The sequence below is a fragment of the Streptococcus mitis genome (assembly GCF_002096845.1).
Classification (GTDB): Bacteria; Bacillota; Bacilli; order Lactobacillales; family Streptococcaceae; genus Streptococcus; species Streptococcus mitis_A.
Genome location: NZ_NCVK01000009.1, coordinates 25,746 through 40,952, shown reverse-complemented (window position 1 = coordinate 40,952; position 15,207 = coordinate 25,746). Strand labels below are relative to the sequence as shown.

The 15,207-nt window shown below is 40.3% G+C and carries 12 protein-coding genes and 1 pseudogene; 10 read left to right on the top strand and 3 right to left on the bottom strand.

Features of this window, described 5'->3' with window-relative positions:
• Nucleotides 1-56: 56 nt before the first annotated feature.
• The 3 genes from B7695_RS03050 to purB are packed head-to-tail and all read left to right on the top strand — an operon-like array spanning nt 57 to nt 2,730.
• The gene (locus B7695_RS03050; RefSeq protein ID WP_084889637.1) at nt 57-455 is read left to right on the top strand and encodes an EndoU domain-containing protein; all 399 of its coding nucleotides are present in this window, start codon (nt 57-59) and stop codon (nt 453-455) included.
• Nucleotides 456-465: 10 nt separating this feature from the next.
• Complete coding sequence (locus B7695_RS03045) at nt 466-1,428, top strand: hypothetical protein (protein ID WP_084889636.1); 963 nt, start codon at nt 466-468, stop codon at nt 1,426-1,428.
• Between the two features lie 3 nt (nt 1,429-1,431).
• On the top strand, nt 1,432-2,730 hold the full coding sequence (gene purB, locus B7695_RS03040) for an adenylosuccinate lyase (RefSeq protein WP_084889635.1): 1,299 nt from the start codon (nt 1,432-1,434) through the stop codon (nt 2,728-2,730).
• Nucleotides 2,731-2,787: 57 nt separating this feature from the next.
• Here the strand turns inward: purB and strH are convergent.
• Nucleotides 2,788-6,791, bottom strand: a pseudogene (gene strH / locus B7695_RS03035) (LPXTG-anchored beta-N-acetylhexosaminidase StrH).
• Between the two features lie 304 nt (nt 6,792-7,095).
• Complete coding sequence (locus tag B7695_RS03030) at nt 7,096-7,812, bottom strand: GntR family transcriptional regulator (protein WP_084889634.1); 717 nt, start codon at nt 7,810-7,812, stop codon at nt 7,096-7,098.
• 320 nt (nt 7,813-8,132) lie between these two features.
• Between B7695_RS03030 and B7695_RS03025 the strand changes: the two genes are divergently transcribed.
• Genes B7695_RS03025 through B7695_RS03005 form a run of 5 tightly spaced genes read left to right on the top strand, consistent with a single transcriptional unit; the run spans nt 8,133 to nt 12,541 of the window.
• Nucleotides 8,133-9,920, top strand: coding sequence for a glycoside hydrolase family 35 protein (locus B7695_RS03025; protein WP_084889633.1), 1,788 nt, complete (start codon nt 8,133-8,135; stop codon nt 9,918-9,920).
• Nucleotides 9,917-10,393: a PTS sugar transporter subunit IIB gene (locus tag B7695_RS03020; protein ID WP_000156973.1), complete on the top strand. Its 477-nt coding sequence runs from the start codon at nt 9,917-9,919 to the stop codon at nt 10,391-10,393. The genes B7695_RS03025 and B7695_RS03020 overlap by 4 nt, the downstream gene beginning before the upstream one ends.
• A 26-nt stretch (nt 10,394-10,419) precedes the next feature.
• Nucleotides 10,420-11,325 (top strand): PTS mannose/fructose/sorbose/N-acetylgalactosamine transporter subunit IIC, encoded by a 906-nt coding sequence (locus tag B7695_RS03015; protein WP_084889632.1) that lies wholly within the window; start codon nt 10,420-10,422, stop codon nt 11,323-11,325.
• The gene (locus tag B7695_RS03010) at nt 11,312-12,133 is read left to right on the top strand and encodes a PTS system mannose/fructose/sorbose family transporter subunit IID (RefSeq protein ID WP_084889631.1); all 822 of its coding nucleotides are present in this window, start codon (nt 11,312-11,314) and stop codon (nt 12,131-12,133) included. The genes B7695_RS03015 and B7695_RS03010 overlap by 14 nt, the downstream gene beginning before the upstream one ends.
• A 3-nt stretch (nt 12,134-12,136) precedes the next feature.
• Nucleotides 12,137-12,541 carry a PTS sugar transporter subunit IIA gene (locus tag B7695_RS03005; RefSeq protein ID WP_081005504.1) on the top strand — a complete coding sequence of 135 codons (405 nt, stop codon included), beginning with the start codon at nt 12,137-12,139 and terminating at the stop codon, nt 12,539-12,541.
• Nucleotides 12,542-12,569: 28 nt separating this feature from the next.
• On the opposite strand, the gene B7695_RS11375 is transcribed toward B7695_RS03005, so the two are convergent.
• Nucleotides 12,570-12,728, bottom strand: a complete 159-nt coding sequence (locus tag B7695_RS11375) for a hypothetical protein (RefSeq protein WP_239822260.1) — start codon at nt 12,726-12,728, stop codon at nt 12,570-12,572.
• A 108-nt stretch (nt 12,729-12,836) separates the two neighbouring features.
• Here B7695_RS11375 and B7695_RS02995 point away from each other — a divergent pair, with 108 nt between their 5' ends.
• Together B7695_RS02995 and B7695_RS02990 are read left to right on the top strand one after the other, a co-directional pair.
• The gene (locus B7695_RS02995; RefSeq protein WP_084889630.1) at nt 12,837-14,003 is read left to right on the top strand and encodes an SIS domain-containing protein; all 1,167 of its coding nucleotides are present in this window, start codon (nt 12,837-12,839) and stop codon (nt 14,001-14,003) included.
• A 116-nt stretch (nt 14,004-14,119) separates the two neighbouring features.
• Nucleotides 14,120-15,157: an aldose epimerase family protein gene (locus tag B7695_RS02990; protein ID WP_084889629.1), complete on the top strand. Its 1,038-nt coding sequence runs from the start codon at nt 14,120-14,122 to the stop codon at nt 15,155-15,157.
• Nucleotides 15,158-15,207: the final 50 nt, after the last annotated feature.

The following is a 15,207-nucleotide window of genomic DNA, read 5'->3' as shown; positions in this document are numbered from 1 at the left end:
GAGAAGACACTCGACTACTGCTAGAAGAGATTGATTGTAAAAGGGAACAGTGACTTATGAATGAGGTTACAAATAATTATAGTTTGTCAAGTAGAGCATTGGAACACGTATTTTTAGGAGAAATAAGTAGAGCTGGCTCTCCTAAAGGGTATCATTGTAATAGAAATCTTGGAGATGAAAATGCAGAGGTTCTTCCGGATACAAAAGCAATAATTAGTGGTAATATTTTTGAATATATGGTACGTAGCAAAAACACTCATATTCTAAAGGAATCCAACCGAGGGTATTCAACTTTTTTTCCAGAGACTTGGTCTAGACAGCAGGTTTTAGATATGATAGAACATTCATGTCGATTAGTCGATCCAACTAGTGGTGTTTATATTTGTAATAACATTCTTGTTAAAATTGTAGAAAGAAATGGGAATATCATAACATTTTATCCAGTTCGTGAATAGTAGGTGGGAAATGAAGTTTGAACATAAAGTATTACGTATAGAGGAAATAGATGGCTATTGGCTAACATTGGTTCCAAGAAAAGAATTTGACGAGCAGAAAGTTACGGATTTATCGTGTAAAGCTATAGTTTCTGATATACGTGAAAAGTACTTTTTATTTTTAAAGAGACCCTTTAAAGAAGAATTGAATGTATATGTATTTTACAAAGGGGATTCAATTTTAATTATAGTAAATAAAATTGAAAATGAAGTTTATTTTTTTGAAAGATATCATGAAGATATTGACGAAGAATTCGAAAAACAATTTTCAACCTTAATTAGTATTCAAAAGGTATATAGAATATTTGAAAAATTGAATTTACGTGCATTATTAAAAGAAGATTTCAAAGGTACTGGTAATATAAAAAAATTAGAAGAATATATTAATTTTTATTGTAATGTTGATTCGACTTTTTTTGAACCGTTCAATATCTTAATTGCTCTTCTCAAAGAAAAAATTGAATTTACAAAAACTAAAGAATATACTTTGCCAATTTCACCGTATAAGATTGAAGAAGCGTATTATCAAATTATTGAAAGTTATAAAAACTATTGTCAGAAAAGTATCTTAAAACTTTTAAATTCGAACATTCCCCATCAAAAAGAAAAGTGGACAGAATGGGAGGAGTCATTAAGCGATTGGAAGGATTTTTATAATTCAAATCAATTTTTTCAGGGAAACGAGGTACTTATAGAAAGATATAGGGAAAACGAATATCTTAATGATTTCAAAATTCAATGTAAATCTAGGGGAATTAATACAAATTACGGAGAAGATGTATTAAAAAATACGATTTCAAGAATTATTGAGATTATATCATATAAGAAAGGTGTAAATATTGAAACAGTAGAACTTTCGCTGAAAAAAACAATCGGAGTTAAGAAAAAAGATGAACTTAACAGTTTTTTGATAAATAATATTATAGGAGAATAAACAATGATCAACCGTTACTCTCGCCCTGAGATGGCGAACATTTGGAGTGAAGAAAATAAATACCGTGCTTGGCTTGAGGTGGAAATCTTGGCTGACGAGGCATGGGCTGAGTTGGGAGAAATCCCTAAGGAAGATGTGGCTTTGATTCGCGAGAAAGCGGACTTTGACATCGACCGTATTTTGGAGATTGAGCAAGAGACGCGTCACGATGTGGTGGCTTTCACGCGTGCGGTTTCTGAGACTCTTGGTGAAGAGCGCAAGTGGGTCCACTATGGTTTAACTTCTACTGACGTAGTCGATACTGCCTACGGTTACCTTTACAAGCAAGCCAACGACATCATCCGTCGTGACCTTGAAAACTTCACCAATATCATCGCTGATAAGGCTAAGGAGCACAAGTTCACCATTATGATGGGTCGTACCCACGGGGTGCACGCTGAACCTACAACTTTTGGTCTTAAATTGGCGACTTGCTACAGCGAAATGAAGCGCAATATCGAGCGTTTCGAGCATGCGGCTGCTGGTGTGGAAGCTGGTAAGATTTCTGGTGCGGTTGGGAATTTTGCCAATATCCCACCATTTGTAGAGGAATACGTCTGCAACAAATTGGGTATCCGTGCTCAAGAAATCTCTACACAGGTGCTTCCTCGCGACCTTCACGCTGAGTACTTTGCAGTTCTTGCCAGCATCGCAACTTCTATCGAGCGTATGGCGACTGAGATTCGTGGTTTGCAAAAATCAGAACAACGCGAAGTGGAAGAATTCTTTGCTAAAGGGCAAAAAGGTTCATCTGCAATGCCTCATAAACGTAACCCTATCGGTTCTGAAAATATGACAGGTCTGGCGCGTGTTATCCGTGGTCACATGATTACAGCTTATGAAAACGTGGCTCTCTGGCATGAACGTGATATTTCGCACTCATCAGCTGAGCGCATCATCACACCAGATACAACTATCTTGATTGATTACATGCTCAACCGTTTTGGGAATATCGTCAAGAACTTGACGGTCTTCCCAGAAAACATGATCCGCAACATGAACTCTACATTTGGTTTGATCTTCAGCCAACGTGCTATGTTGACCTTGATTGAAAAAGGCATGACCCGTGAGCAAGCCTATGACTTGGTACAACCAAAAACAGCCTACGCTTGGGACAATCAAGTCGACTTTAAACCGCTTCTTGAGGCAGATCCAGAGGTGACATCACGCCTGACTCAAGAGGAAATCGACGAGATCTTCAACCCTCTTTATTACACCAAACGAGTGGATGATATCTTTGAACGTCTTGGACTTGGTGATTAATTAAAAAAATAAACAGCGAGGTTCACAATCTCGCTGTTTATTTTTTATCCAAAAGACTTAGTCTTCTTTTCTTTTAGTGAGTCCATAGGCTGCTAGTGTGGTCATGAGTCCTGCGACTACTAGTCCTGCAGAATGGTAACTTCCTGTTTCAGGAAGTTTTTTCTCTGTTGCCACAGGGGTTGGGCCTTGAGGAAGAGCTTTGTTTTCCTCAGCAGGAACAGTTGTTGGAGCCGATTCGCCTGGAATCTCTAGTACTGATTTTTCTTCTGCCGCAGGAGTTGGCACACTTGGGATTTTTTGTGCTGGTTTTTCTTCTTTGATAGCGGCTTGTCCGTTTTCATTGCCTACATGTGTTACCAGAGTTCCGACTTCGACTACTTGTGTAACAGCTTCCTGAGCTACGACACTGCTAACCAATGTTCTAACTTCAGTTCCGTCTGCAACCGTAGTTACAGAATAGAAATGATTTAGACGACCGTTTACACCTTCTGTTACGACACGGGATTGTCCTTTAGGCAATTGATTAGTTTCACGAGTGATGGTTGTAAATGGAATTTCTTCCTCTTGGACATCTAGTCTAGGTTTTGCATCACTAGCTGCTGCAAGACCACTTTCATCACCCTTGTGAGTTACAGGAGCACCAACTTCGACAACTTGGTTCACAGCTTCTTTGGTTACCTGGCTATCAAGAACGGTTTCTGTTGATTTCCCATTTTCTGTAAGAACAGAGATGTAAGAAGTACGTTCACCTAGAACTCCAGCTTTGACAACTTTTTCTTGTCCAGCTGGGAGATTTGGATTGTCTTTCTTGATAACTTCAAATGGAATTTCTTCAGTTCTTGTGATGAGTTCTGGACTGGTTTCAACATTGGCAGCCACTTCATTTTCATCCAGGCTTCCAGAATGAGTTGCAGCTGGTTTGAGGCCTAAGCGAGCGGCTTTTAGGTTGGCTACAAGTGTGTCAAGCTCAGCTTGTTTATTACGGTTGAGGTTGTGATTTAGAGCTGTTTTAGCTGCGTCAAGGGCCTCAAGACTTTCTTTACTATATCCTTCTAAGTTTTCAGGAATTTTTGCGATTTCTTCGCGGAGAGCATTATAATTAGCACGGAAGTAGTCTTTGTTGTGGTCTGCAAAGGCAGTCATGAGTTCAAAGATTTCTTCTTCCTTGTACTCAGCGCTTGGTTTGTCTGCCCAAATAGCTAACATACTACCGACTGTTGGAAGGTCTACTTCAGGATATTTGGTAGAAGCAAGTTGATTGAATGGAACTTTACCAGAATTTTCAACTGCTTTTGAAAGAGGGTAGGCTTCATCTTGTTTGTGATTTCCTATAACATAGTACCAGTCACCGTTGGTATTCAAGAACTTATAACCCTTGCTTGCGAGGTATTGAGGTAATGCAAGATTGTAGCCCCACCATCCTTTAGACCAGTAAGAAATCAAGACATCTTTGTCAAACTGAACATCGTCCTTGTCCTCATAGTAGAAGCCATCGTTGAAGGCCATTGGTTGTAGCCCTCTTTCCTTAGCCATAGCAGCTAGACTGTTAGAATAGTCTGCGAACTTGTTATAGAGTCCATACCATTTGAGGTAGTACCAACCTTGGGCGTTGGTCGCATCATTGGCATATTCATCTGTACCATAGTTGAAAATCTTTGATTTATCAGCAAAGTAATCCATGTATTTACCGATAAGGGCTTTGGTAAAGTTAAGGGCTTCTTGATTTTCAAGATCCATGGTTGTTTTTGAGACCTTATCAAAGTTGGCTTGAGGATTCTTGATGCCAAGTTTTTCCATGGCAACCAGCATGGCATCCATATGTCCAGGACTATTTATAGCGGGGATTAGACCAATACCTTTTTCCTTAGCGTATTGAACAAGCTCTGTTACTTCTGCCTGTGTCAGTGCAGTACCGTTTGGATCGTCGTAGTAAGCTTTAGTTCCTTCGATAATAGCTTTTTTAACGTCATCACTAGCATAGGTTTTTCCGTTGGCAGTAATGGTCATATCATCGAGTAGGAAACGAAGGCCATCATTTCCTAGAAGGAGATGGGCATCAGAATAGCCGAGCTCGCTCGCCTTGTCTACGATGCGTTTGAGTTGATCTAAAGAGAAGTATTTACGACCTGCATCGATGGAAATGACTTTATTCTTATTAAGTTTTTCAAGTTCTCGTTTAGCATCTTCCTCTTTTTGAGCTTCTGGGGTGAAGATTAGCTGACTAACAGCTTCTTGAAGTTTTGCGATTGCTTGGTCAATCGTGTCTTGCTGGCACGACTGAGGTTGCTATCAAGTGAACGGATTGCTTTTTCAGCTTCTTTGACCGCATTAACGCTTTCTGCAGTATAACGGTTCAGGTCTTTTGGTACCTCGTTTAGTGCTTGTTCAGCAGACTGGTAGTCTGCAGCGAAGTATTCAGCATTGGCATTTGCAAAATGACGCATGAGCTTAAAGAGACGAGATGGAGAGTAGCGAGCAGATGGAGTATCAGCCCAAGCAGCTACCATACCACCGATGATAGGGATATCAGCTCCTTCAGTTTTTGGTACAGAAGTGATTGGTGTGTTTTTAATACCATTGAGACCCTGATCGAGATTGTACCAACCTTGGCCATCAGCATTTCGTCCGAGGACGTAGTACCAAGCATCATTGGTATTAAGGATTTGGTGGCCCTTTTCAGCCAGTAGTTTAGAAGAAGCAACATCGTAGCCACCCCAACCACCAGTCCACATGGAAACGATGATGTCTTTGTCAAAACTATCAAAGCTTGTATCGCTATTGTAGTAGATACCATCGTTGAAGGCCATTGGTTTTAGACCGTGCGATTTTACAATACGAGCTAGGTCATTTGCGTAGGCAATAAATTTTTCATAGCCTTTTATAGGGTAGCCTTCGTTTGGATAGTATTTATCAGCTTGAAGCACACTCCAACCTTTAGCATTTGTTGCATCATTGGCATATTCATCTAGTCCAATATTGAAGATTTCAGACGTGTTAGAGAAGTAGTTAGCGTATTTGTCAATCAGAGTTTTAGTAAAATCGACTGCTTGTTTATTATTTAAGTCAACAGTTCGTTCAGATTTTTTACCAAAATAATCAAAGTTAGGATTTTCAATACCCAGTTCTTTCATGGCATTGAGAATGGCATCCATATGTCCAGGACTATTGACAGTTGGAATCACTCCAATACCCTTGTCTTTGGCATAATTAATCAAATCTGTCATCTGACTTTCAGTTAGATGGTTACCATTTGGATCATCGTAATAAGCGTTTGTTCCATGTTCAATGGCGCGTTTGACATCATCACTTGAGTAGGTTTTATCGCCCACTTTCATAGACATATCATCCAACATGAAACGGAGACCATCGTTACCTACTAAGAGATGGAGGTCTGTATAACCATATTCTTTCGCCTTATCGATAATTTCTTTGAGCTGCTCAGGTGAGAAATATTTACGTCCAGCGTCAATTGAAACGATTTTTCGTTTAGCTAATTTTTCATTTTGAGTTGTAGCGCGTTCCTTTCCTGCCTCTGTTGTTGGTTTATCAGCATCTGCTTTCGTTTTATCTTTTTTAGTTGCTTTATCCTTGTCAGCTTCTGGTTTATCAGTCCTATCTGTATTTGGATCTTTAGAATCAGCCTCTTTTAGCTCTTCCTTTTTAGGACTAAGATCCTCTGACTTTTTATTAGAAATTTCTTTTTCAGCAGAAGTTGCTACTTCTTCTTTCTCACTAGGAGTTGAACTCACTTCCTCTTGCGCTTGCGGTTTTTCCTCTGTTTTTGACAGACTAGCTAGCTTATCAGTAGATGGAGTTTCTGCTTCTACAGTTTTTGGATCTTCTGGTTGAAGCTCTGCTTTAGGTGTTTCCTCAGTAGTCAGATTTTCAGATGCTTGAGGGGAATCGGAAACCGTATGGATGGTCGGTTGGTTTTCCGTAGTAGTAGGAGTCATTCCATCGGCTGCAACAGCCTGCGCTTGGAAAGCAAATCCAAATAGAACAGAAGCAGCTCCTACAGCATATTTACGAATGGAAAAACGCTGTTGTTTTTCATGTTTCATTGCAAAACCTCCTGATTGCATTTTGATATTAATAACGTTTACACAATTCAACAATTTTATTTTATTTGTTATGTTAACAGGAGTCAAGTAGGATTACTTTAAAACTATAATAAGTATAAAAACTAATAAAAATTAAGCACACAATTCTATTTATTAACATATGTATATGTAGTGTAATTCGATCTTATTTCTATAAAATATTCTACAAAATATAGAAGGTCATACAAAAAAGTAAGCGTTTTCTTTTTATTGTGGTATAATATGTATAGAAAAAAGCCCAAGCGATTAGGCTTAGGCTTTCTTCTTAGTGATCACGGTCACATGAAATGAATTTGATTTTGTAATAATCCGCTCGTTTATAAGTTTCGCTGTAAGCGAGAACTTGACCAGTAGACTCTAGCTTAGTAGTCTTGGTTTGTAAAACGGTTGGGAATTGCTCATCGACTCCGAGGACCGAAGCCGCATGTTCTGGAGTTGGAAATGCTACTTCATTGATTTCTTCAAAATGTTCATCATTCATGTGAATGTGGTAATCTGATTTGAAACGGTTATAGATAGAACTATAATATTCAAGATTTGGATAATTTGCGTTGATGTATTGTTCTGGGATATATGATGTGTGGTAGATGTATGCGACACCATTTGTTTCGCGGACACGTTCAATCTTGTAGTAGAACTGATCACCACGTAATCCAAGTTTTTCCAAGTAGTTTAGTTTATTTCCGCGTTCAATAGAAAGGACGGTCACCTTATCATCTTTAGTTTCAAAAACTTCTACATCTGAAAACTCTACGAGTTTGTGTTTGCGTGCGCGTGAAACGAATGTACCCTTTCCTTGTTGGCGGACAATATAACCATCTTTGGCAAGGTCGTTTAAGGCACGGACAACTGTGATAGAACTAACATCATACATTGCAATCAATTCAGCTTCAGTGTAAAATTTATCTCCACTTGCAAATTGCCCAGAGATGATTTTGTTCTTTAATTCATCTTTTATATATTGATATTTTGGAATTGCCATAATTTCACCTCGATTTTCCTTCTCCGTTAAAGATTTTACCATAAAAACGGAAAGAATAGTAGTCTTTTGAATAAAAAAATTAGAATAATAGGCTATAAGGTTAAATTACATATTAAAAAAGGAGATTTTATACATTTTTATACATGCTAACTACTTGAAGTTCTATGTCTGTAAAATCTATATCTTTATAATTTTTTTGTGTAAAAGTTGGTAAAAAATGAAAAAAATTGTGAAAACCTATTGACAAATGCAGGATATTGAGATATATTTACTATATCAACAAATGAAAGCGTGAACTTTAATTGTCAGAAGGTAGTAACATGACACGATTTGAGATTAGGGACGATTTCTATTTAGATGGGAAACCGTTCAAGATTTTGTCCGGCGCCATTCATTATTTTAGGATTCCGCCAGAAGATTGGTATCATTCTCTCTATAACTTGAAGGCTCTTGGTTTTAATACGGTAGAGACTTACGTTGCTTGGAATCTACACGAACCCAGTGAGGGTGAGTTTAACTTTGAGGGAGCTCTGGATTTGGAGAAATTTCTCCAAACAGCACAAGATTTAGGCCTCTATGCTATTGTACGTCCGTCACCATTTATCTGTGCGGAGTGGGAATTTGGTGGTTTACCGGCTTGGCTCTTAACCAAAGATATGAGGATTCGTTCATCAGACCCAGTCTATATTGAAGCTGTAGGTCGCTACTATGACCAGCTCTTGGCACGGTTGGTTCCACATTTATTGGACAATGGTGGCAATATTCTCATGATGCAGGTTGAAAATGAGTATGGTTCTTACGGAGAAGATAAGGCTTATCTGAGAGCGATTCGACAGTTGATGGAAGAGCGTGGCGTAACCTGTCCACTCTTTACATCAGATGGTCCATGGAGAGCAACTCTGAAAGCTGGAACCCTAATCGAAGATGATCTCTTTGTAACAGGGAACTTTGGTTCTAAGGCACCTTACAACTTTTCACAGATGCAGGAATTCTTTGATGAACATGGCAAGAAATGGCCACTCATGTGTATGGAGTTCTGGGATGGCTGGTTCAATCGTTGGAAGGAACCGATTATCACACGGGATCCAAAAGAATTGGCAGAAGCTGTTCGAGAGGTATTGGAGCAAGGCTCTATCAACCTTTATATGTTCCACGGTGGTACAAACTTTGGCTTCATGAATGGTTGCTCAGCTCGAGGAACCTTGGATTTGCCACAAGTTACATCTTATGATTACGATGCCCTTCTAGATGAGGAAGGAAATCCAACTGCCAAATATCTGGCAGTCAAGAAGATGATGGCAACACATTTCCCAGAGTATCCGCAGTTAGAGCCACTTTACAAAGAGAGTATGGAGTTGGATGCTATTCCACTAGTTGAAAAAGTTTCCTTATTTGAAACCTTGGATAGTCTGTCAAGTCCTGTAGAAAGTCTCTATCCTAAAAAGATGGAGGAATTGGGACAAAGTTATGGCTACCTACTTTATCGAACAGAAACAAACTGGGATGCAGAAGAAGAAAGACTTCGTATCATTGATGGTCGAGATAGAGCTCAGCTTTATGTCGATGGTCAGTGGGTTGAAACCCAATATCAGACAGAAATTGGGGAAGATATTTTTTATCAAGGTGAAAAGAAAGCGCTGTCTAGATTGGATATCTTGATAGAAAATATGGGGCGTGTCAACTATGGACACAAGTTCTTAGCGGATACGCAACGTAAGGGAATTCGGACAGGAGTTTGTAAGGATTTGCACTTCTTACTAAACTGGAAACACTATCCACTCCCTCTAGACAATCCTGAGAAAATTGATTTTTCAAAAGGATGGACAGAAGGACAACCAGCCTTTTACGCTTATGACTTTACAGTCCAAGAGCCAAAAGATACTTACCTATACTTGTCTGAGTTTGGTAAGGGAGTTGCCTTTGTCAATGGGCAGAATCTAGGACGTTTTTGGAACGTCGGCCCGACCCTCTCGCTTTATATCCCTCATAGCTATCTTAAGGAAGGTGCAAACCGCATCATTATCTTTGAGACAGAGGGTGAATATAAAGAAGAGATTCATTTAACTCGTAAACCTACACTAAAACACATAAAGGGGGAAAACTTATGACAATTGTAGGATGCCGTATCGATGGACGTTTGATCCACGGACAAGTAGCCAATCTTTGGGCTGGAAAACTAAATGTTTCACGTATTATGGTTGTAGACGACGAAGTTGTCAACAACGACGTTGAAAAGAGTGGTTTGAAACTTGCGACACCACCAGGTGTGAAATTGAGTATTTTGCCAATTGAAAAAGCGGCAGCCAATATTCTTGCTGGTAAATATGATAGCCAACGTCTCTTTATCGTGGCTCGTAAACCAGACCGCTTCCTTGGTTTGGTAGAAGCAGGTGTACCACTTGAAACCCTTAATGTTGGGAATATGTCTCAAACACCAGAAACTCGTTCTATCACACGTTCTATCAACGTAGTAGACAAGGATGTGGAAGATTTCCACAAACTAGCAGAAAAAGGTGTTAAATTAACTGCTCAAATGGTTCCAAATGATCCAATTTCAGACTTTTTGAGCTTATTAAAATAGGAAAAAATTTTTAGGAGGTCATTGTTATGATACAATGGTGGCAAATTTTACTTCTCACTTTGTACTCAGCTTATCAAATCTGTGATGAGTTGACGATCGTTTCATCTGCAGGTTCCCCTGTATTTGCTGGTTTTATTACTGGTTTAATTATGGGAGATGTGACTACTGGTCTGCTTATCGGTGGTAACTTGCAACTGTTCGTTCTTGGGGTTGGTACCTTCGGTGGTGCTTCTCGTATTGACGCAACTTCTGGTGCGGTTCTTGCGACAGCCTTCTCTGTTTCACAAGGAATTGATACAGCACTTGCGATTACAACAATCGCTGTGCCAGTAGCAGCTCTCTTGACTTACTTCGACGTTCTTGGACGTATGACTACTACCTTCTTCGCTCACCGTGTGGATGCTGCGATCGAACGCTTTGACTATAAAGGTATTGAACGCAACTACCTACTTGGTGCGATTCCATGGGCTTTATCTCGTGCCCTTCCAGTCTTCTTTGCCCTTGCCTTTGGTGGTGCCTTCGTACAATCAGTGGTAGACTTAGTTGAAGCATATAAATGGATTGCAGATGGTTTGACACTCGCAGGACGTATGCTTCCAGGTCTTGGATTTGCAATCCTGCTTCGTTACCTTCCAGTTAAACGTAACCTTCACTATCTTGCAATGGGATTTGGTTTGACAGCTATGTTGACTGTTCTTTACTCATATGTAACAGGTCTTGGTGGCGCTGTTGCTGGTATCTTAGGTACTCTACCTAAAGATGTTGCTGAAAAAATTGCTTTTGTCAACAACTTTAAAGGATTGTCTATGATTGGTATCTCTATCGTGGGTATCTTCCTTGCAGTGCTTCACTTCAAAAATAGCCAAAAAGTAGCTGTAGCAGCACCTTCTACACCATCAGAAAGTGGGGAAATCGAAGATGACGAATTCTAATTACAAACTTACAAAAGAAGATTTTAATCAAATCAACAAACGTAGCTTGTTTACTTTCCAATTGGGTTGGAACTACGAACGTATGCAAGCTTCTGGTTACCTTTACATGATCTTGCCTCAATTGCGTAAAATGTATGGGGATGGAACTCCTGAATTGAAAGAAATGATGAAAGTTCATACTCAATTCTTCAATACTTCACCATTCTTCCACACCATTATCGCTGGTTTTGACCTTGCCATGGAAGAAAAAGATGGTGTGGGTTCAAAAGATGCCGTTAACGGTATCAAGACAGGTTTGATGGGACCATTTGCTCCTCTTGGAGATACAATCTTTGGTTCGCTTGTACCTGCTATCATGGGATCTATCGCAGCAACCATGGCTATCGCTGGTCAACCTTGGGGTATCTTCCTTTGGATTGCAGTTGCAGTAGCGTATGACATCTTCCGTTGGAAACAGTTGGAATTTGCCTACAAAGAAGGGGTTAATCTTATCAACAACATGCAAAGTACCTTGACAGCTTTGATTGACGCTGCATCTGTACTTGGTGTCTTCATGATGGGTGCTCTTGTAGCAACAATGATCAACTTTGAAATTTCTTACAAATGGGCAATCGGTGAGAAGATGATTGACTTCCAAGACATCTTGAACCAAATCTTCCCACGCTTGCTTCCAGCAATCTTTACTGCCTTTATCTTCTGGTTGCTTGGTAAGAAAGGTATGAACTCTACTAAAGCTATCGGTATTATTATCGTACTTGCTTTGGCTCTTTCTGCCTTTGGTAAATTTGTACTTGGAATGGGCGCATAATTTATGACGCAATCATTAATTTTGGTGAGCCATGGTCGCTTCTGTGAGGAGCTTAAAGGTAGCACAGAAATGATCATGGGCCCACAAGACAACATTTACACAGTAGCTCTTCTTCCAGAAGATGGCCCAGAAGAATTTACTGCAAAATTTGAAGCTGCTATTGAAGGATTGGATGATTTCCTAGTCTTTGCGGATCTTCTCGGTGGAACACCATGTAACGTGGTAAGCCGTTTGATTATGGAAGGTCGTGACATCGAACTTTACGCAGGGATGAATCTTCCAATGGTGATTGAATTTATCAATGCTAGCCTTACAGGTGCAGATGCGGACTACAAGAGCCGTGCTGCAGAAAGCATTGTGAAAGTCAATGACCTGTTAGCTGGCTTCGATGATGACGAAGATGAATAATACTCTTCGAAAATCTCTTTAAACCATACTAGTGTCGCCTTGCCGTAGGTATGTTACTGACTTCGTCAGCTCTATCTGCAACCTCAAAACGGTGTTTTGAGCTGACTTCGTCAGTTCTATCTGCAACCTCAAAGCAGTGCTTTGAGCAGCCTGCGGCTAGTTTCCTAGTTTGCTCTTTGATTTTCATTGAGTATACGATGTGACAACGTGAAAACCGTTAGAGCATTTTATATAGAATATACATGGGAATGGGGCTTACTCCCATTCCCATATTTGATAGAAAAAGAGGAACTCAATGCTACATTATACAAAAGAAGACTTGCTCGAATTGGGTGCAGAAATCACGACACGTGAAATCTACCAACAGCCTGATGTATGGAAAGAAGCTTTTGAATCTTATCAAGCAAAACGTGAAGAAATTGCAGCCTTCCTGCAAGGGATTGCGGATAAACATGACTATATCAAGGTTATCTTGACAGGTGCTGGGACTTCTGCTTATGTGGGAGATACCTTGGTACCTTACTTTAAGGAAGTCTATGACGAACGCAAATGGAATTTCAATGCCATTGCGACAACAGATATCGTTGCCAATCCAGAAACTTATTTGAAAAAAGATGTGCCAACTGTCCTTGTGTCTTTTGCTCGTAGTGGGAACTCGCCTGAAAGTGTGGCGACTGTTGATTTGGCAAAAGCCTTGGTGGATGAGCTTTATCAAGTGACGATTACTTGTGCAGCGGACGGTAAATTGGCTCTCCAAGCCCAAGGAGATGACCGCAATCTCTTGCTTTTGCAGCCAGCTGCCTCTAATGATGCTGGCTTTGCCATGACTTCTAGCTTTACGTCTATGATGTTGACAGCTCTCTTGGTTTTTGATCCTACAGAATTTGCTGTTAAAGCTGAACGTTTTGAAGTTGTATCTAGTCTTGCCCGTAAAATTCTAGACAATGCAGAAGATGTCAAAGAACTTGTTGACCTAGACTTTAACCGTGTCATCTATCTAGGCGCTGGTCCTTTCTTTGGTCTTGCTCATGAAGCTCAGCTCAAGATTTTGGAACTAACTGCTGGTCAAGTTGCGACCATGTATGAAAGCCCAGTCGGATTCCGTCACGGTCCAAAATCTCTTATCAACGAAGATACAGTTGTTTTGGTCTTTGGTACAAAGACAGACTACACTCGTAAGTACGACTTGGACTTGGTTCGTGAAGTTGCTGGTGACCAGATTGCTCGTCGTGTTGTACTTTTGAGTGATCAAGCCTTTGGTCTTGAAAATGTCAAAGAAGTGGCCCTTGGTTGTGGCGGTGTCTTGAATGATATTTACCGTGTCTTCCCTTACATTGTTTATGCCCAACTCTTTGCCCTATTGACTTCACTCAAGGTAGAAAATAAACCAGATACACCGTCTCCTACAGGTACCGTAAACCGTGTGGTACAAGGTGTTATCATCCACGAATACCAAAAGTAATACTGCGTTTATAGATTCTTGATAAAAGAGTTTGTAAATCATACAAGTAAACCATAGATTGTCAGTAGGCTTTCTATGGTTTGTTTGCTTGAGAGAAATAGTAAAAGGAGAACAGAATGAAAGCATACACAGAGCGTGTGTTTGGAAATGTTGAGGGACAAGATGTTTTGGCCTATCGATTTGAGACGAACGGTGGCTACCAACTTGAGGTCATGACTTATGGTGCGACCATCTTGCGCTATGTAACACCTGACAAGGCTGGAAATTTTGCCAACGTTATCTTGGGATTTGATGACTTTGACAGCTATGTAGGCAATAGTCCTAAGCATGGAGCGAGCGTAGGTCCTGTGGCGGGCCGTATTGCAGGTGCGACCTTTGAGCTTAATGGCAAGACCTATGACCTTGAAGTCAACAATGCTAGCAACTGTAACCACAGTGGTTCAACTGGTTGGGATTCTAGCTTGTTTGAACTAGTTGAAGTGAGCGACCATGGCTTGACTCTCTACACAGAGCGTACAGACGGGACAGGAGGATTTCCTGGCAATCTCAAGATTTGGATCAGTTACCACTTGGAAGAAACTGGTGCCTATGAAATTAGCTACAAGGTGACGACAGATCAGGATACGCTGGTCAATCCAACCAACCACAGCTATTTTAACTTGTCTGGTGATTTCACGCAGACGATTGACCGTCATGTCTTCCAACTAAACACAGAGGGCATTTACCCAATCGCTCCCGACGGTGTTCCTGTAAAAACTCCAGATGCCAATCGTGATGTGGTTAAACACATCTACAATGGTGCCTTATTGAAAGACATCTTTGCAGAAGAAGATGAGCAAATCCAGCTGGTATCTGGTTTGGATCATCCATTCGCTCTTCCTGCAGGCCATGACAATGCTGGTTTCCTTTATGACCAAAACTCAGGTCGCTTCCTGCTTTTCAAGACAGAGGCTCCTTGTTTTGTTGTCTACACAGCAAACTTTGTGGATGAAAGTGTCATCATAGGAGGTCAGCCAATGGTGCAGCACAATGGGATTGCCCTTGAAGCGCAAGCTTTACCAGATGCTATTCACAGTGACCTCAAAGACCAAGTCATTCTCAAAGCCGGTCAAACCTTCACAAGTAAGACACGTTATGAACTTGTTGTGAAATAAAAGGATAGGAATTTCTACTTTTTGGGGAATAGTATTTACCTTATAACATT